This is a genomic window from Saccharopolyspora oryzae (assembly GCF_027853915.1).
GTDB lineage: Bacteria > Actinomycetota > Actinomycetes > Mycobacteriales > Pseudonocardiaceae > Saccharopolyspora > Saccharopolyspora oryzae.
The window spans coordinates 1-17,226 of the sequence record NZ_JAQGLA010000086.1; the positions used below are offsets into that span (position 1 = coordinate 1).

At 70.2% G+C, this 17,226-nt stretch carries 17 protein-coding genes; 5 read left to right on the forward strand and 12 right to left on the reverse strand.

What is annotated here, in order from left to right:
* Positions 1-54 precede the first annotated feature (54 nt).
* From OU415_RS31875 to OU415_RS31895, 5 genes are all read right to left on the reverse strand, one after another.
* A complete protein-coding gene (locus OU415_RS31875; RefSeq protein WP_270953200.1) occupies positions 55-351 on the reverse strand; it encodes a YciI family protein in 297 nt (98 codons plus the stop codon).
* 20 nt (positions 352-371) lie between these two features.
* Positions 372-1,709: a short-chain fatty acid transporter gene (locus tag OU415_RS31880; RefSeq protein ID WP_270953201.1), complete on the reverse strand. Its 1,338-nt coding sequence runs from the start codon at positions 1,707-1,709 to the stop codon at positions 372-374.
* 42 nt (positions 1,710-1,751) lie between these two features.
* Positions 1,752-2,801, reverse strand: coding sequence for a cyclase family protein (locus OU415_RS31885; protein ID WP_270953202.1), 1,050 nt, complete (start codon positions 2,799-2,801; stop codon positions 1,752-1,754).
* Positions 2,802-2,858: 57 nt separating this feature from the next.
* Positions 2,859-4,190, reverse strand: coding sequence for an MFS transporter (locus OU415_RS31890; RefSeq protein WP_270953203.1), 1,332 nt, complete (start codon positions 4,188-4,190; stop codon positions 2,859-2,861).
* 151 nt (positions 4,191-4,341) lie between these two features.
* The gene (locus tag OU415_RS31895; protein ID WP_270953204.1) at positions 4,342-5,250 is read right to left on the reverse strand and encodes a LysR family transcriptional regulator; all 909 of its coding nucleotides are present in this window, start codon (positions 5,248-5,250) and stop codon (positions 4,342-4,344) included.
* Positions 5,251-5,381: 131 nt separating this feature from the next.
* Between OU415_RS31895 and OU415_RS31900 the strand changes: the two genes are divergently transcribed.
* Both OU415_RS31900 and OU415_RS31905 read left to right on the forward strand, forming a co-directional pair.
* The gene (locus OU415_RS31900) at positions 5,382-6,353 is read left to right on the forward strand and encodes a CoA transferase subunit A (RefSeq protein ID WP_270953205.1); all 972 of its coding nucleotides are present in this window, start codon (positions 5,382-5,384) and stop codon (positions 6,351-6,353) included.
* Positions 6,354-6,373: 20 nt separating this feature from the next.
* Positions 6,374-7,141: a CoA-transferase subunit beta gene (locus OU415_RS31905; protein WP_270953206.1), complete on the forward strand. Its 768-nt coding sequence runs from the start codon at positions 6,374-6,376 to the stop codon at positions 7,139-7,141.
* Here the strand turns inward: OU415_RS31905 and OU415_RS31910 are convergent.
* The 3 genes from OU415_RS31910 to OU415_RS31920 all read right to left on the reverse strand — a co-directional run bounded on the left by OU415_RS31910 (position 7,129) and on the right by OU415_RS31920 (position 8,683).
* Positions 7,129-8,118 carry a zinc-binding dehydrogenase gene (locus OU415_RS31910; RefSeq protein WP_270953207.1) on the reverse strand — a complete coding sequence of 330 codons (990 nt, stop codon included), beginning with the start codon at positions 8,116-8,118 and terminating at the stop codon, positions 7,129-7,131. The genes OU415_RS31905 and OU415_RS31910 overlap by 13 nt on opposite strands.
* A gap of 90 nt (positions 8,119-8,208) precedes the next feature.
* Positions 8,209-8,451, reverse strand: coding sequence for a hypothetical protein (locus OU415_RS31915; protein WP_270953208.1), 243 nt, complete (start codon positions 8,449-8,451; stop codon positions 8,209-8,211).
* A gap of 16 nt (positions 8,452-8,467) precedes the next feature.
* Positions 8,468-8,683 (reverse strand): hypothetical protein, encoded by a 216-nt coding sequence (locus OU415_RS31920; RefSeq protein ID WP_270953209.1) that lies wholly within the window; start codon positions 8,681-8,683, stop codon positions 8,468-8,470.
* Positions 8,684-8,902: 219 nt separating this feature from the next.
* Here OU415_RS31920 and OU415_RS31925 point away from each other — a divergent pair, with 219 nt between their 5' ends.
* A complete protein-coding gene (locus OU415_RS31925; RefSeq protein ID WP_270953210.1) occupies positions 8,903-9,376 on the forward strand; it encodes an ester cyclase in 474 nt (157 codons plus the stop codon).
* Positions 9,377-9,380: 4 nt separating this feature from the next.
* Here OU415_RS31925 and OU415_RS31930 read toward each other — a convergent pair whose 3' ends face one another.
* The 3 genes from OU415_RS31930 to OU415_RS31940 form a co-directional block, all read right to left on the reverse strand.
* Positions 9,381-11,711: an ATP-binding protein gene (locus tag OU415_RS31930; protein ID WP_270953211.1), complete on the reverse strand. Its 2,331-nt coding sequence runs from the start codon at positions 11,709-11,711 to the stop codon at positions 9,381-9,383.
* A 101-nt stretch (positions 11,712-11,812) separates the two neighbouring features.
* Positions 11,813-13,063, reverse strand: coding sequence for an SLC13 family permease (locus tag OU415_RS31935; RefSeq protein ID WP_270953212.1), 1,251 nt, complete (start codon positions 13,061-13,063; stop codon positions 11,813-11,815).
* Between the two features lie 32 nt (positions 13,064-13,095).
* Entirely contained in the window at positions 13,096-14,214 is a 1,119-nt protein-coding gene (locus OU415_RS31940; protein WP_270953213.1) for a PrpF domain-containing protein, read from the reverse strand.
* Between the two features lie 131 nt (positions 14,215-14,345).
* Here OU415_RS31940 and OU415_RS31945 point away from each other — a divergent pair, with 131 nt between their 5' ends.
* Both OU415_RS31945 and OU415_RS31950 read left to right on the forward strand, forming a co-directional pair.
* Entirely contained in the window at positions 14,346-15,308 is a 963-nt protein-coding gene (locus OU415_RS31945) for a LysR family transcriptional regulator (protein WP_270953214.1), read from the forward strand.
* Between the two features lie 82 nt (positions 15,309-15,390).
* On the forward strand, positions 15,391-16,623 hold the full coding sequence (locus OU415_RS31950) for an FAD-dependent monooxygenase (RefSeq protein WP_270953215.1): 1,233 nt from the start codon (positions 15,391-15,393) through the stop codon (positions 16,621-16,623).
* Here the strand turns inward: OU415_RS31950 and OU415_RS31955 are convergent.
* On the reverse strand, positions 16,605-17,027 hold the full coding sequence (locus tag OU415_RS31955) for a cupredoxin domain-containing protein (protein WP_270953216.1): 423 nt from the start codon (positions 17,025-17,027) through the stop codon (positions 16,605-16,607). The two genes, OU415_RS31950 and OU415_RS31955, sit on opposite strands and share 19 nt — an antisense overlap.
* Between the last annotated feature and the right edge of the window lie 199 nt (positions 17,028-17,226).

Below are 17,226 nucleotides of genomic sequence, written 5' to 3' on the forward strand. Positions count from 1 at the left end.
CCCGGCGTCTTGAGTGCCTTGCGGGGCTGGTGCGCGGCCAGGCACTCACGACCGCTACAGGTATCCCTGGCCCGCCAGGAAGGCCTTGCGCCAGCGGAGGATCTTGACCTCGGCGAACAGGTCGGCCCGGGTGAACGGGTCCTGGGCGATGAAGTCCTCCGCCTCGGCGCGGGTTTCGACGTCGAGCAGGTAGACCCCGCCCGTCGCCGCACCACCGTCGTCGGAGAGCTTGGCGCCGCAGGCCAGCAGCAGCTCCTTGTGCTCCTCGAGGAACGCCAGGTGCGCCGGCCGGTTGTCCTGCCGCACCTGCTGGTGGTCCGGTTTGTCGAAGGTCTCGATGAAATAAGGCATTTCCGCTCCTCTTCGGTCGGTCAGCCGAGGAATCCCCACAGCAGGATCGCGGCGATGTAGATCAGGCCCACCCAGAACATCATGATGACCGTGTAGCCCATGACGTCCTTGAGGCGCAGGCGGGACAGGGCCAGCGCGGGCAGGATCCAGAACGGCTGCACCAGGTCGTTCCAGGCGTTGCCGAGCATCACCGACATCGCCACGTCCGGCATCGGCGCACCGATCGCGTTGGCCGCGTCGACCATGAACGGACCCTGGATCACCCAGTGCCCGCCGCCCGAGGGCGCGAAGAAGTTGATGACGAACGAGCTGATCAGGCCCCAGAAGCCGAGCGTCTCCGGGGTGGAGATGTCGACGAACACCTTCGAGATCGTGCCGACGAGACCCGATGCGGCCATGATCGCCATGATCCCGGCGTAGAACGGGTACTGGAGGATGATGCCGGAGATCGTCTTGATGCCCTCGCCGAGCTTGGCGACGTAGGCCGCCGGGGTGCCCAGCAGCAGGATCCCCAGGAACAGGATGAAGAAGTTCACCAGGTCCAGGTCCGCTGCGCCGCCGTGCACGAAGTAGACGACGACGTAGACCATCCCCAGCGCACCGATCAGCAGGCTGAGCACGCGGCTGTTGTTCAGCCGCGAGGCCACCGTGATCCCGCCGAAGTCCCCGGAGCTGGTCGCCGGGGCCTTGGTCTCGGTGTGCAGCGCGGGGTCGATCTCCTTGACCGGCTGCCCCGGCTTGGGATGCAGCATCGCGTTGAGGATCGGCAGGGTGATCAGCACCGCGAGCGCGGTCAGCAGCATCGCCGGCGAGAAGATGGTCTCGGCCAGCGCGATGACGCCCATCTTGCTCTCCAGCGCGTGGCCGCTGGTGGAGATGGTCAGCGGGATCGTCGCCGAGAGCCCGAGCCCGTACATGGTGAACCCGCTGTAGGCCGCGGCGATGATCAGCGGGTAGTGCACGCCGGGCACCTTCAGCGCCAGCTTCTTCGCCACGATCCCGCCGATGACCAGGCCGAATCCCCAGTTCAGGTAGGACCCGACGGAGCCGATCAGGGTCGCCACCGCGACCGCGGTGCGCGGCTGGTGCACCCGGCCGACCACCGCGTCCAGCAGCCGGTCGGTGACCGGCGCGCTGGCCAGCACGTAGCCCATCGCCAGGATGACGGCCATCTGCGTGGTGAACGACAGCAGGTTCCAGAACCCGTCGCCCCAGGCTTCGGTGATCTCGATGAACCCCTTGCCCTCCACCGTCAGCGCCAGCAGCAGGGTCAGGAAGGTCAGCCCGATCGCGAAGACGAACGGATCGGGCAGGTACCGGCGCATCAGCTCGGTGAAGAAATTGGCGATCTTGGTCATCAGTGCTTTCCTTGCCGACCGGGCAGGACCCGGCGGGTGGTGTCAGAGGGTGGCGACCGGGGTGACCGGCGAACCGACCGCTCCGGGGAGGTTCAGCGGCGGTGCGGTGAGCAGGAACCTGCTTCGGAGGTGGGCTCGCAGGTGTTCTGCGAGCGGGGTGAGCCGCCACAGCTCGCCCAGGTGCACGCCGAGTTTGAACAGGCAGTGCTCGTGCAGCGGCAGCACCGCGTTGGGGCCCGGCGCTTCTCGAGCGGGGAAGGCTTCCACCGCGTAGTTGTCGGCGACCAGCGCGGCCAGGCCGGACTCGGTGATCCACTCCAGCAGTTCCGGGTCGCGTCCGTCGAGGACGGCGCCGAAGCCGTGCAGCACCTCGGGATCCGGGTCGCCGCCCATCGCCAGGACCTTCTCGGCGAAACCCGTGTGCAGGCAGACGATGTCGCCTTCCTCGACCACGACGCCGTCCGCGGCCATGATCTCGGCGAGCTGCCGGTGGCCGACGAGCGTCCGACCGTCGCCGAGGTGGGCGCGCAGGTCGATCAGCACCGCGCGGCCCTGCACGGATTTGCGGGCCATGTGGTCGATTCCGAGCGGGCCCGCGGTGGAAGTGCTGCGGTCGTGCAGCGCCGCCATCCCCGCATCGTCCGGATCGGACGGTCCGGCCACGTGCTCGGCGGCGCGGAATCCGTTGTAGAACACCGGTTCCGGCACCCCGTCGCCGTCGGCGTCGAACATCGATCCGGCGTGGGCCAAGGAGTCCCACTGGGTCGAGTACTGCAGGTGCAGGACCGCCAGGTCGTCGCAGAGCACGTCGGTGTGGCCGGGGTTCAAGCGATCCATCGCGAAGTTGAAGTTGATCTGCCCGGCCCGCAGGTTCGGGCGCAGCACCGGCGGGAACCTGTTGGGGTTCAACGCGGTTCCGCCGGGCAGGTCCAGCGGCAGGCTCAGGCAGAAGCTGCGGCCTTCGACGACCTCGGCGACGCCTTCGCGCACCTTCTGCGGGGTGATCAGGTTGAGCCGTCCGAGGTTGTCGTCCGGACCGAACTCACCCCAGTTGGACCCCTCCGGCCGGCGCACCCAACGCGGGTTCTCCATCGAAACCTCCAGGAAGGGGCGCGACTCCCCCTGTCAGGGGAGCCGCGCCCGTTCGGGTCAGGCCGGGACGGCCTCGGTGCTGGTGCTCGCGGACTGCGCACGCGCGTCGTAGTTCGGGCGGCGCAGGAGCAGCAGCATGCAGCCCAGGGTCAGCAGGACCTGGAAGATCGCGTAGGCGATCACCGCCGCGATCGAACCGGACAGGTTCAGCAGGAACTGGCCCACGATCGGCGTGGTGCCGCCGAGGAGCGTGCCGCAGAGCTGGTAGCACAGCGAGATGCCGGTGTAGCGGACGTGCGCCGGGAAGCGGCTGGCCAGCATGCCCGCCAGCGCCGCGTAGTACAGGCAGTGCGGGATGGTCGCGATGGCCACGCCGAACATCGCCAGGCCGTAGTCGTTGGTGCCGATCAGCAGGAACATCACCGGCAGCAGCACGACCTCGGGCAGCAGCATGATCGTCACCGCGCGGGACCAGCTGCGCATCTTGGTGGCGATGACCGCGCCGAAGGGCTGGGCGATGATCTGCACGATGTTGGCGACCAGGATGATCGTCAGGAACGAGCTCTTGTCGAACTCCAGGGTGCTGGTGGCCCAGGACAGCGCGAAGGTCGACTTGAAGTAGGTGGCCGACAGGCCGATCGTGCAGGCGCCGATGCCCAGCGCCAGCAGCGCCGGGTGCGAGCGCACGACCTCCCAGAACGGCAGCTTGGCGACCTTCTTGCTCTCGATCAGGTCGGCCATCGCCGGGGATTCGGTGACCCGCATCCGGATGAACAGGCCCACCAGCACCAGCAGCGCGGAAGCCAGGAACGGCACGCGCCAGCCCCAGCCCAGGAACGCTTCGTCCGGGAGCTGGCTGATGGCCAGGAAGCTCAGCGTGCTCAGGGTGTTGCCGACCGGCGAGCCCTGCTGGGCGAAGGCGCCGTAGAGGATCGACTTGCCCTTGGGCGCGTGCTCGGAGGCGATCAGCACCGAGCCGCCCCACTCGCCGCCGAGACCGATGCCCTGGACCATGCGGATGAGCACCAGCAGGATCGGCGCCCACACGCCGATCTGGGCGTAGCCCGGCAGCAGGCCGATCAGGGTGGTCGAGATGCCCATCATCAGCAGCGTGATGACCAGAGTCTTCTTCCGGCCCAACCGGTCACCGATGTGGCCGAAGATGATGCCGCCGAGCGGGCGGGCCAGGAAGCCGACCCAGAACGTCGCGAACGCCACCAGGGTGCCGACCGCACCGTCGAGCTCCGGGAAGAAGACCTTGTCGAAGACCAAGGCCGACGCCGTGCCGTAGATGTAGAAGTCGAACCACTCGATGGTCGAGCCGATGAAGGCTCCGATCCCGGCGCGGTTGGCCGTGCGGCTCTGCTCGCGCGCGCTGATCGCACCCATGCATTCTCCCTTGAAGCTTCGGCGCCGATGAGCGCTCAGCAGGCGCTCACGTCCCCGAGATGTGATGGGGGCAACCGTGTCACCTCACACCAAGACTGTCCAATACAGAATCAGTGCGACAGCGAGACGCAGTGCTTATCAATCAGCCGAGTCATCGCTGGTCAGCGGAGTCCGGGGTGGGGAGGGCCTCCTCGGCTATGCCCAGGACCGTGCGCAGGGCCGCCGAGCTGTTGTCGGTGCGCCAGGCCAGCGCCGCGTGCATCCGGATCGGATCGCCCTCCAGGGGCCGGTACACCAGGCCGGTCTGCTGTATGTGCTGGCAGGAAGTCAGGGTCAGCGTGACGCCGACGCCCGCCGCCACCAGGGCGAGGATCGTGTAGGAGTCCGGTGCTTCCTGGACGACTCGCGGGTTGAACCCGGCCGACACGCACGCCTTGACCAGCGCGTCGCGCAAGGTCGATCCGGCGTTGGCCGGGAAGCTGACGAACGGTTCGTCGGCGAGCTGCTCGATGCGGATGCGGCCCTGCTGGGCCAGCGGGTGGTCGGTGGGCAGCGCGCAGATCAGCTCCTCCACCTCGATCACCCTGGTCTCCACGCCCGGCTGGTTGACCGGGAGCCGGACGAAGCCGAGATCGAGCGAACCGTCGGCGACCTTGGCCAGCGCGACGTTGGCGTAGGTCTGCCCCAGCATCACCAGGTCCAGGCCCGGATGCGCGGCGCGCACCGCGCGGGTCAGCAGCGGCAGCGACTCGTGGCTGGAGGCCCCGGCGAAGCCGACGGTGACCCGGCCGTACTCGCCGCGGCCGGCGGCTTTGGCCGCGCGCACGGCCGTGTCTACGTCGTCGAGGACCGCGCGGGCGGGTTCCAGGAACGACTCCCCCGCGCTGGTCAGCCGCACCGATCTGGTGTTGCGCTCGAAGAGCTGCACGCCGAGCTCGCGCTCCAGCTGCCGGATCTGCTGGCTCAACGGCGGCTGCGCCATCTGCAACCGCTTGGCCGCGCGCCCGAAGTGCAGTTCCTCGGCGACGGCGACGAACGCGGTCAGGTAGCGAAGCTCCACGGCGGCCCTCGATCTTCCGGCGAATTCATTGGTGAGCGCTCTTGATCCGACACTAATTCAGTATTGGACAGCTATCAATGAGGGCTGGCAGCGTGAGCCCGAGCCGAATCGAACACCGAGGAGCCCCGCCGATGCACAACCCGGTCGACGAGTCGAAACCGCCGGTCCGCAGGCCGGACAAGACCACGACGATGCGGGACGCGATCGCCGCTCACGTCACCGACGGGGCGACCGTGTCGTTGGAGGGCTTCACGCACCTCATCCCGACCGCCGCCGGGCACGAGATCATCCGGCAGGGGATCCGGAACCTCACGGTGGCGCGGATGACCGCGGACATCGTCACCGACCAGCTGATCGCCGGCGGCTGCGTGCGCAAGCTGGTGTCGTCGTTCGTCGGCAACTCCACCGCCGGTTCGCTCGGCGAGCTGCGCCGCCGCATCGAGACCGGGCAGCCCGAACCGCTGGAGTACGAGGAGTACAGCCACTACGGCATGATCTGCCGCTACCTGGCCGGAGCCCAGCGGCTGCCGTTCTACCCGCTGCGCTCCTACGCGGGCAGCGACGTGCCTGCGGTCAACCCCGACATCCGCAAGGTCACCTCGCCCTACCCCGGCCCGGACCGCGGCGAGGAGCAGATCTACGTGGTGCCGCCGCTGAACCCCGACGTCACGATCGTCCACGCGCAGCGCGCCGACCGGGCGGGCAACACCCAGATCTGGGGTCTGACCGGCATCCAGGCCGAGGCCGTCTACGCCGCGCACAAGGCGATCGTGGTCGTCGAGGAAGTCGTGGCCGACGAGGTGATCCGCTCCGACCCGAACCGCACCGTCATCCCGGCGCACGCGGTGGACGCGGTCGTCGAGTGCCCGCGCGGCGCGCACCCGGCCTTCGCGCAGGGCTACTACGACCGCGACGGCGACTTCTACCGCAGCTGGTCGCACATCAGCAAGGATCCCGAACGGCTGCAGCAGTGGCTCGACGAGTGGATCCGCGGCACCGCCGACCACGCCGAGTACCTGGCCAAGCTGGGGTCCGAGACCCGGGAGCGGCTGTCGGTCGGCGAGGCGTGGAGCGAACCGGTCAACTACGGACGCCGGCAGTGAAGCACGCAGGAGGAATCGAGATGCCCGAGACAACCACCACGTCCTCCGAACTGCTCGCCGCGGTCGCCTCGCGCGAGCTGGCCGGCAAGAACACCGTGTTCGCCGGGATCGGCCTGCCCACGCTGGCGGTGTCGCTGGCGCAGCTGACGGTCGCGCCCGACATCGAGATCGTCTACGAGTCGGGGGTCTGCGGCGCGCACCCGTCGCACCTGCCGGAGACCATCGCGGACTCGGTGCTGATCACCGACTCCGAGGCGGTGCTGTCGATGCCGGCGCTGTTCGGGTACGTGCTGCAGGGCGGTCGGATCGACGTCGGTTTCCTCGGTGCGGCCCAGATCGACCGCTGGGGCAACCTGAACTCCTCGGTGATCGGCGACTGGCACGCGCCGAAGGTGCGGCTGCCCGGTTCGGGCGGTGCGATGGAGGTGATGGCCAACTCCCGCGAGGTGTTCGTGGTGATGCGCCGCCACGATCCCCGCTCGTTCCTGTCCGAGCTGGACTTCTGCACCTCCCCGGGCCCGGACCGCGCGCTGCGCGACGGGATCCGGCCGCGTGGCGCGGGCGTTACGCGGGTGATCACCGACCTCGGCATCCTGGCCCGCGAGGGCGTCGGCGAGGAGCTGCGCCTGGTCGCCACCCACCCCGGGGTGACGGTCGATCAGGTCCGCGAGGCCACCGGCTGGGACCTCGCGGTCGCCGACGACCTGATCACCGTCGAACCGCCCACCGACGCCGAACTGCGCCTGCTGCGCGACGACGTCGACCCGGACCGGGTCTACCTGCGCTGAGACTGGACCGTCAGGAGGGTTTTCCCGGTGACGGAGCGGGTTTCCATCGCCGCGTGCGCGTCGGCGGCCCGCTCCAGCGGGAACGTCTGACCGATGGTCGGGACGAGTTCTCCCCGCGCGGCGAGGGCGAGCGCCCGTTCCACCCGCTCCCGCCAGCCCGACTGGAGCGCGAAGAGCTGGTCGACCCCGATCACCTCGACGCCGCGCTGCTGGGCCCGGGCGGCGTCAATCTGGCTGGCGGATCCGCTGGCGGCGCCGTGGATCGAGAACCGGCCGCCGCGGGCCGCGGTCTCGAAGGCCTCTTCGCCGAGCGCGCCGCCGACACCGTCGAAGACCAGGTCCACGCCCCGACCGCCGGTGGCCGCCAGCACCTGGTCCGTCCAGCCGGGCACCGAGTAGTCCACGACCAGCTCCGCGCCGAGCGACCGCACCAGCTCGGCCTTGCGCTCGCCTCGCGCGGCGCCGATGACGTGCGCACCGGCCGCTCGCGCCAGCTGCACCAGCAGGCTGCCGAGCCCACCGCCGGCCGCCTCGACCAGAGCCCGCTCACCCGGCTTGATCGCGGCCCGGTCCGCCAGCCCCAGCGCGGTCGCGCCGTCGTCCTGCAGCGCGGCCGCCACCTGCAGGCCGAGCTGGTCCGGAACGGGGATCAGCGCTGATTCCTCGGCCACCGCCCGCTCGGCGTTGCCACCGAGACCGTCCGCGGTGTGGGTGACCACTCGACGTCCCACCCAGCTCTGCTCGACGTCCGGCCCGACCGAGCGCACCGTGCCCGCCACCGTCGCGCCCGGCACGTACGGCAGCTCGGGCAGCGGCGGGCCCGGCGTGAAGCCGCGCCGCAACTGGGTCTGCACGAAGTCGATGGCGGCCACCGCCACGTCGATCACGACCTGCCCCGGACCGGCCACCGGCTCCGGCACCTGCGCGGGCACCAAGACCTCCGGGCCACCGAACTCGCTCACTCGCACAACTCGCATGCGCCGAGCTTGCGATCTCCACCTAACTGGAAGTCAACCCCCGGGGCGGACACCCCCGGGGGTTGACGCGCCGACCTCGGCGGCGACCGGTCACGCAGCGGGCAGGCCGACCTCGGTGCGGAGCATCGCCCTGGTCCTGCGGGATCCGGCCGGTTCGGCGGGGTCGACGGGGTCGGTGCCGCGCCGTTCGCACTCCGCCACCACCGCCCGCAACTCGTGGCGGTGGCGCTCGACCAGGTGCCACTGCCGCGCTTGGCGGGCGAGGTTGAGCTGGTGTTCGGCGCGACGGGCGCGGTGGTCGAGCTCCTCGGTGGTGCAGCTGTTCAGGATCACGGCTGTCCTCCGGGCCTCACGCGGCGAGCCGCTGCTCGGGGACCACGCCGACTGCGGCTCGCACCGCGTCGAGGTGGGTCCGGTACACCGTGCGGGCGCTGTCCGGGCCGGGGTTGGCCCTGGTGCCGTGCTGATCGCAGATCCACGTGCCCATGAACAGGTTCCGGTACACGTGCGGTCGGTGGGAGGCGAGGTGGGGGGAGCGGGTTTCGAGCTGTCGGGAGGGGTACATCGCTGGTCGGGTCCTGGAGTCGTATGGTCGTTCGTGCCATTCCAGATTGGTCCCCGGCTCCCCCCGCGACGACGGGAGGACTACGTAGGCAGTACGTATTTCGGGACTTTGTCCTCTGGAGCTTCCCAGTTCCCCGTCGTGCGAGTCCGGGGTCGTGCTCGGCGAGTAGTCTCGGACGCGGAAGGCCGCAGCCGGGCAAAGCAGGGGGTTGCCATGGCGATGAGCGATGCACAGCGGATCGAGGCCCAGCGCCGCACGATCGCCGAGCACATCGAAGCGGAGAACGCGCACGACTGGCCGCGCGTGTACGGCACCTTCGTCCAGGACGAGCACGCGTTCTACGACGTCGTCCCGCTGAGCACCCGGTACGCGGGGTTCACGGGGGTGCAGGACTTCTACCAGATCCTGGACAGCGCCATCCCGGACTTCCGGATCACGGTGAACGCCGAGTACGACTCCCCCGGCGCCTCCGTGCGGGAGGTGACCATCGACGGGACCCACCAGGGCGAGTACTGCGACGCCCAACCGTCCGGACACCGCGTGACCTTCGAGCTGGCCGCGGTGTACATCTTCCGGCCGGAGGAGCCCGGGAAGCTGCTGGCGGAGCGCATCTACTTCGACAACGAGACCGTGCTGCGCCAGATGCGCGGGGAAGAGGACGCCCCGGCCGGGATCGGTTTGGCGACGAGGTGATCCGCTAGGCGTTCGCGTCCTGCCCGGCGGCGACCCAGGTGGCGATCTGCGTGCGGGACCCGAAGTCGAGCTTGGTCAGGATGTGCTCGACGTGGGCTTCCGCGGTGCGCTGACTGATCACCAGCTGGGCCGCGATCTCCTTGTTCGACAACCCCTGCGCGATGGCTTCGGCGACCTGGAACTCCCGGCGCGTCAGCGGTCCCCGGCGCTGTTCCCGGGCGGGCCTCGGTGCCGGCCGGGGCTTCTCCCGGACCGCCGCCGCCAGGCCCTGCTGGAGCGGCAGGCCCGCGGATTCGGCGGCGAGCTTCCCGAACGCACCCTCCCCCAGCGCCTCGCGCGCTCGTCCCTCGGCCTCGCGCCGGTAGTCGAGCAGCTGCTGCGCGCCCATCAGCGGGACCCCGACCAGCGGCCACAGGCGGTCGAGGACGCCGAAGATCCGGGCCGCCCGCTCGTGCTCGCCCAGCGAAACGTGCGACCACGCCAGCACTTCGGCGGCCATCCCGAGACCGAAGAGGTCGTTGAAGCGCGACTTGATGCCGATGCTCTCCCGCAGGTGCACCACGGCGTCGTGGGCGTCGCCCCGCATCCAGCTCGCGAGCCCTCGCACCACGAGCCCCCAGGACCTGGTCCACAGCTCTCCCGCCGCCGCGGTGATCTGCAGGCATTCCTCGGCGTACCCGGTCGCCCGGTCGCTCTCGCCTGCCAAGCAGGCCACCAGCCCGGACTGGACCAGCGACATCACCATCGGGCTGGTGATCTTGGGGTGCGTGCGGTGGCGCGACCACGCCCGCGTGGTCAACGCGCTGGCCTCCTCCAAGTGCCCTTCGGCCATCGCGTCGACGCCCAGCAGGTGCAGGCCGAAGGCGGCCAGCACGGCGTCATTGAGGTGCTCGGCCACAGCGCTGCAGCCTTCGGCCGTCGCCCGTCCCCTCGCCAGATCGCCCTGGTGGGAAGCCAGCCAGCTGCACACCCACAGCGCGGTCGCTCGCGGCACGGTCGGGGTGGCGTCCAGCGCCAGCAGGCGGTCCAGCCACTGCCTGCCCTCCGCGATCAGCCCGCAGGCCGTCCAGTAGAACCACAGCGCACCGGCGATCCGGAGGCCCTCCTGCACCTGGCCCGGCTGCGCAGCGCAGAACTCCAGGGCGGACCGCAGGTTGTCGTGCTCGGCGGAGATCCGGGCGCGCCACTGGAGCTGGTCCGGGCCGAACCAGTCGCGAGCACCCCGCTCGGCCAGGTCGAGGTAGTGGTCCCGGTGCAGCCCGCGCAACCGGTTCCGCTCGTCCTCCGACAGCAGGCTGAGACCGTACTCGCGGACCGTCGACAGCAACCGGTAGCGGGTGGTTCCGGTGGGCGCGTCCTCGCGGGTGAGGATCGACTTGTCCACCAGCGCCGCCACCAGCTCCCAGATCCGCTCCCGGGCGAGTCCGGTTCCGCTGCAGACCTGCTCGACCGCCGCGAGGTCCACGCCGCCGGCGAAGACCGACATCCGCGACCACAGCAGGCGCTCCTCCGCCGAGCACAGCTCGTAGCTCCAGTCCATGGTGGCCCGCAGCGTTTGGTGCCGCGGCAGCGCGCTCCGGTTGCCCGCCAGCAGCCGGAACCGGTCGTCGAGCCGGGCCAGCAGCTCCTCCACCGACAGGAACCGGGTGCGGGCGGCGGCCAGCTCGATCGCCAGCGGGATGCCGTCCAGCTCCCGGCACAGCTGCGCGACGGCGCGGTCCTGGTCCGCAGCGGGCTGGAACCCGGCGGCCGAGGCGCGCTCCGCGAACAACCGCATCGAGCTCCCGTTCCCCGCGTCGGGACCGGCCAGGTGGCCCACCTCGGACGGCTCCGGCACCGGCAGCGTGGACACCACGACGACGTGTTCGCCGTACACGTCCAGCGGCTGCCGGCTGGTGGCCAGGATCCGCAGCTCGGGCGCGACGTCGAGCAGCGCGGTGCAGGTCTTGACGCAGCCGTCCAGCACCTGCTCGCAGTTGTCCAGCACGACGAGGATCTCCTTGTCGCGGACGTAGTCGGCGAGCACGTGCTCCACGCCGCGGGCCGACCAGTCCTGGATGCCCAGCGCCTGCGCCGCGGTGTGCGCGACCAGGTCGTCGTCGTGCACCTCGGCCAGTTCGACCAACCAGCCGCCGTCGCGGAAGGAACGCCCCAGCTGGGCGGCCACCCGCAGCGCCAGCCGGGTCTTGCCGACCCCGCCGACACCGGTCAAGGTCACCATCCGGGACTGGGCCAGCGATTGCCTGACGTCGACGCACTCCTGCCGACGCCCCACGAAGCTCGTGCGCTCGGCGGGGAGGTTGCCCACCCGCCTGCGCGCCGTACGACTGGCCACTCCGGCCCCACTGTCGAAGGAGGTGAAACCGTGCACCGCCAGCCTACGACCGCCACCGCCCCGAAGCGAGCGACCAGCGGATTCCCGGCCCTCCCCGATGATCAGACCGCGCTGGGCAGGACCAGGAAGCACCACGCCAGCACCGGACCGGCACCGACGATTCCGGCGGTGTAACCCATGATCTGCTTGTAGAAGCGGTCGCGGTCCACACCTCGGGCGTTGCTGAGCACCAGGGCCCCGTTGGTGGAGAACGGCGAGGTGTCCACGATCGTCGTGGAGATCGCCAGGGCGGCCACCAGGCCCGCCGCGCTGAGGTGGCTCGCGAGCAGGAGCGGGACGGCGATCGGGATGATCGCGGTCAGGATCGCCGTGGACGAGGCGAAGGCCGACACGATCGCCACCACGAAGCACAGCAGCAGCGCCACGAACAGCGGCGCACCCATGCCCGCGGCACCCTGCGAGACGGCTTCGATCGTGCCGGCCTTCTCCAGGATCCCGACGTAGGTCACCATGCCCGCCACCAGCAGGATCGTCGACCAGCTGATGCCTTCGACCGCCTTGGCCTGGTTCTTCACGTCCACCAGGGTCAGCGCGGTCGCGGCCAGCAGCGCGAGGAAACCGATCTCCAGGTGGAACACCAGGGCGCCCACGACCAGCCCGGCCAGCGCCACCAGCGTCGCCGCTTGCCGCCAGGTCGGCCGCCCCGCCGCGAGCTCTTCGACCTCGCCGTTACCGGTGGTCCGAGCCCGCTTGCCACCGAAGCCGCCGAGCAGGAAGAAGGTCAACAGCGACAGCAGGAAGTTGAACCCGAAGCTGGCCAGGAACAGCGTCGACGGCGCCACCTCCAGCGGGGTCTGGTCGACCATGCCCAGCACGAGCGCACCGGAGACCGCGATCGGCGAGAACGCACCGGCGTGCGCCCCGCTGATCACCATCATGCCGACCATCAGCTGGCTGATGCCGAACCGGTGGGCGAAGTTCATGCCGACCGGCGCCAGCAGCGCCACCGCGGCCGGGGTGAAGGTGCCGAACGCGGTGAGCACGGCGGCGACACCGAACAGCACCCACGGGATCAGCGCGGCTTTTCCGCGCACGAGCTTGATCCCGGCTCCCACCAGCAGGTCGATCGTGCCGTTGCGCTGGGCGACCGAGAACAGGTAGGTGACACCGACGATGGTGATGAACAGCGAGACGGGGAATCCCTCGAAGATCTCGTCCTCGGAGAGTCCGAGCGAAGCCGTCCCGACGACGAAGGCGCCGATGAAGGCGAGGATCCCGATGTTGATGGGGAGCACGGTGGCGACGACGAACATGACGCCGAGGGCACCGATGGAGATCATTTCGGCAGACATCTTTGTCCTATGTGGTGGGTGTTCAGCGGATGCTAGGCCGGAAGCAGGTCGGGGACCAGGAGGTCGGCCTCGCAGAGGATTCGAGCGGCGCGTTCGACGGTGACCCGGAGGGGCTGCGCCCCGCGGACGTCGCTGCACGCGACCGCGATGACACCGGCCGGAGTTCCGATCCGCAGCGTTGCACCGGTCGTCGCCGACGCCCTGCGCACCACCGACCCGTCGAGCATCGCGGCGACCGCGACGCCGACCGCGGAGGTCAGGCCGATCGCCGGGTGCGGGGCGTTCATCGACAGCATCCGCACCGAGACGTCGTAGTCGTCGGCGGCGATGTCGTCGCCCAGCGAGGTCCGGTACGCTGCGGGTTTCCCGACGATGCCGACCTTCGGCACCGCGTCGTCCGGCACGTCTCCGGGGTTGGAGAGCCCCATCCGCAGCGCCGCGGCGTGGCGGACCGCGCGCAGCGGGTCGACCAGATCGCGCACCTCGGCGAGCGTTTCCACCCCGGTGCGGCCGATTCCGGCGGCGTCCAGCAGCACCACCGGTGCGCCGGCGTCGACCGCGGTCCCCTCGACGGGCAGGCCCGCGAAGGTGAACTCGTCGAGCACCCGGCCGGTCGGGGTGACCGAGCCGGTGGTCCGTCCCACCGGGTCGACGAAAGTCAGCCCCACCGCCACTCCCCCGGCCCGGGTGCCGGGGACGGTCCGGGTGCCGAACTCGTGGACGTGGCCGCCGGTGGTGTCCACTTCAGCCTCGAGCACGGCGCCCGTGTTGGTGTTGCGCAGGACCACTCGGGTCAGGTCGCCGGTCACCGGGACCAGCCCCCGCGCCACCGCCCACAGCGCGATCGCGGTGGCGCAGTTGCCGCAGTTGCTGCCCCACTCCACCCGCCCGACACCGATGCCGACCTGCCCGAACAGGTAATCGACGTCGATGCCGGGAGCGTCGGAGGCGCCGACGACGGCCGCCTTCGACGTGGTCGGGGTCGCGCCCCCGATCCCGTCGAGCTGGACCGGGTCCGCAGCGCCGTAGGCGTTGACCAGCAGTCCTTCCAGTTCTCGCGCGGTGGCGTCCACGCCGGTGGGCAGTGCCGACCGGTCGAACAACCAGCACTTGCTGGTGCCGCCGCGCACGAGTGTTGCGGGTACGTGCACTGGAACGTTCTTCCTTCTCCGGTGGTCCGTTGGTGGCGTTCACCCTGACAACGCGGAGGATTCAGTACAATGTCCAAGTTCTTACCCAGGCTTAAGCTGAACTAATAGCTCGCCGTGGCAGGAGGAGTCGCGTGCTGGACGTTCGACGGGTGTTGCTGCTGGTGGAGGCCGCCGAGCGCGGTTCGCTGACCTCAGCCGCCGAAGCCCTGCGGATCACCCCGTCCGCGGCCTCCCAACAGATGTCCAGGCTGGAGGCCGAGGTCGGCCAGCCGCTGCTGTACCGGCTGCCGCGCGGGGTCCAGCTCACCGACGCCGGGCACGCGCTGGCCGAACGCGGACGCGCCATCCGCCGGGAACTCCGCGGCGCGCAAGCCGATCTGACCTCACTGGCCACATTGGACGAAGGAACGCTGCGGTTGGGGTCGTTCCCCACCGCCAGCGCTTCGCTCCTGCCGCTGGCGCTGACCCGCTTCTCCCGCAAGCACCCCGGCATCCGCACCACCGTGCGGTCGGCGCTGTTCGCCGAACTCGTGGAGCTGCTGCACACCGGCGAGATCGAGCTGGCGATGCTGTGGGACTACGACTGGGACCGGGCCGACGCCACATCGCTGGTCGTCGACCACCTGCTCGACGATCCGACGGTGCTCGTCGTGCCCGCCAACTCCGAGCTGCTGGAGGAGGATTCGATCGGGCTGGCCGACCTCGCCGGGCACCAGTGGATCATCCGCGCCGACAACCACCCGGTCGCCGAGGTCCTGCGCCGCAGCTGCCGCCTCGCCGGCTTCGACCCGATCATCTCCTACGAGTCGCACGACTACCAGGAGGCGCAGGCGATGGTCGCGGCCGGGCTGGGGATCGCGATCGCGCCGCGGCTGGCGCTGACCAACCGGCGCCACGACGTGCGGCTGGTCAACTTCGCCACCGACGTGCCCGCACCGACCCGGCGAATCCTGTTGGCCCGACCGGCCAACCGCACGCCGACCCCGGCCGCTGCGGCGATGACCGAAATCCTGCACGCGGTGTCGCAGAAGTTCACCGACACCAACCTGCACCTGGCCCAGCTCGGCACCGTGCGCGCCCGCGGCGCGGGGTGAGGCGGAACGGATCTCCGGGCTCTGCGCAAGAGCATTCGGGCAGGTTCGGCGGGCTGTCGTGCGGGGTACAACCCAGGGAGCCATGCACCCGCTACCGGGGGACTCCATGAAGATCGTGTGCATCGGGGCCGGCCCCGCCGGTCTCTACTTCGCCATCTCCGCGAAGCTCCGCGACGCCGGGCACGAGATCACGGTGATCGAACGCGATCCGCCCGGCGCCACCTACGGCTGGGGCGTCGTGTACTGGGACGACCTGCTCGACACCCTCTACGTCAACGACCGGGAGAGCGCCCAGCGGATCCGCGCCGCGTCGACCGTCTGGCAGGACCAGGTCGTGGCGATGCGGGGCGGGCGCGGCTACCTCACCGGGTACGGGTTCAGCGTGAACCGGGCCGTGCTGCTGGACATCCTGGTCCAGCGCGCCGTCGACCTCGGGGTGGACGTGCAGTTCGAACGGGCGGTGGACGACATCGCCGAGTTCGCCGACGCCGACCTGGTGGTGGTCGCCGACGGCGCGAACAGCCGCAACCGGCAGCGCTACGCCGACCAGTTCGGCACCGAGCTGCACCAGGGGCGCAACCCCTACCTGTGGCTGGGCACCGGCCGGGTGTTCGACAAGTTCACCTTCGGCTACGAGCAGACCCCGCACGGCTGGATCTGGTTCCACGCCTACCCCTCCAGCGCCGGGATCAGCACCTTCATCGTCGAGTGCCAGGAGGAGACCTGGCGGGCGCTCGGCTTCGACCAGCTCGACGACAAGGCCACCACCCGGCTTTTGGAGGAGATCTTCGACGAGCACCTGGCCGGGCACGCGCTGATCAGCGCGGCGCGCGGCAAGCCCGCGTCCTGGCAGCGCTTCACGCAGGTCTACAACCAGACCTGGCGGCACGCCAACGCGGTGCTGGTCGGCGACGCCGCGCACACCACGCACTTCACCATCGGATCCGGCACCAGGCTGGCCATGATCGACGCGGTGGTGCTCGCCGAGAAGCTGCGGGAGAACGAGCAGATCGGCAACGCGCTCAAGGAGTTCGACGGCGAAGGCCATGCGGCGATGCGCGTGGTGCAGGCCGCCGCGCGCACCAGCATGGCCTGGTTCGAGAACATCGACCGCTACACCGACCGGAACGCCGTGGACTTCTGCTTCGCGATGTCCTCGCGCAGCGGCCTGCAACCGCCGTGGCGCTACCAGCTGCACCTGTTGATGCAGAAACCGTTGGTCCGCCAGGCTTTGCGGATCTTCGACCGCGGCATGCTGTGGGTCCGCGCGCGGCGGCGCGGTGAGTCGTGGTGGGTTCAGCCGACCCTGACGTAGAGCTGCATCCCCAGCTGCCGGTGATTGCCGACCGGGCACCAGAAGTCGTACACGCCCGGCGCCAGGGTCACCGTCAGATCAGCGGCGTCGCCGGGCCGGACCACCGGTGTCTTCGCGTTGTCGACGCCGGGCCCGTTGATCTCCAGGATGTGCACGGCGCGTCCCGCGTTGATCGCGTGGAACGTGTAGCGCCCCGGCGGGAACCAGGCGGGCTGATCGAACCCGAAGTCGACCATCCGGACCGGCACCACCTGCGGCGGCCCGAAGCCGGTCTGCGCCGGTTGCGCGGCGGATGCCGTGGTCGCCCCGGCGCACAGCGCGGCCAGCAGGGCGATCACCCCGAGCAGCACGCCGAAGCCCCGGCGACGTGTGGAAAACCTGTTCGCGTTCTTCCCTGCATGCATGGTCCGACCCCCTCGGAATCTCGCATCGGACCGGACGGGCCGTGCCGTCGGTCCCGTTCCGGACCGGGTGGAAGTGCGCGGATCCAGAGTAGGGCGGCAGCTCCTCCGGGTGGTGTCCGATGAGGTCGGTGGGGAGCGTGGCGCCGGTGTGCGGACTCTTGCCGGAGCGCCGCGTGGAGGCTCGCGGGGCGCACGCGCC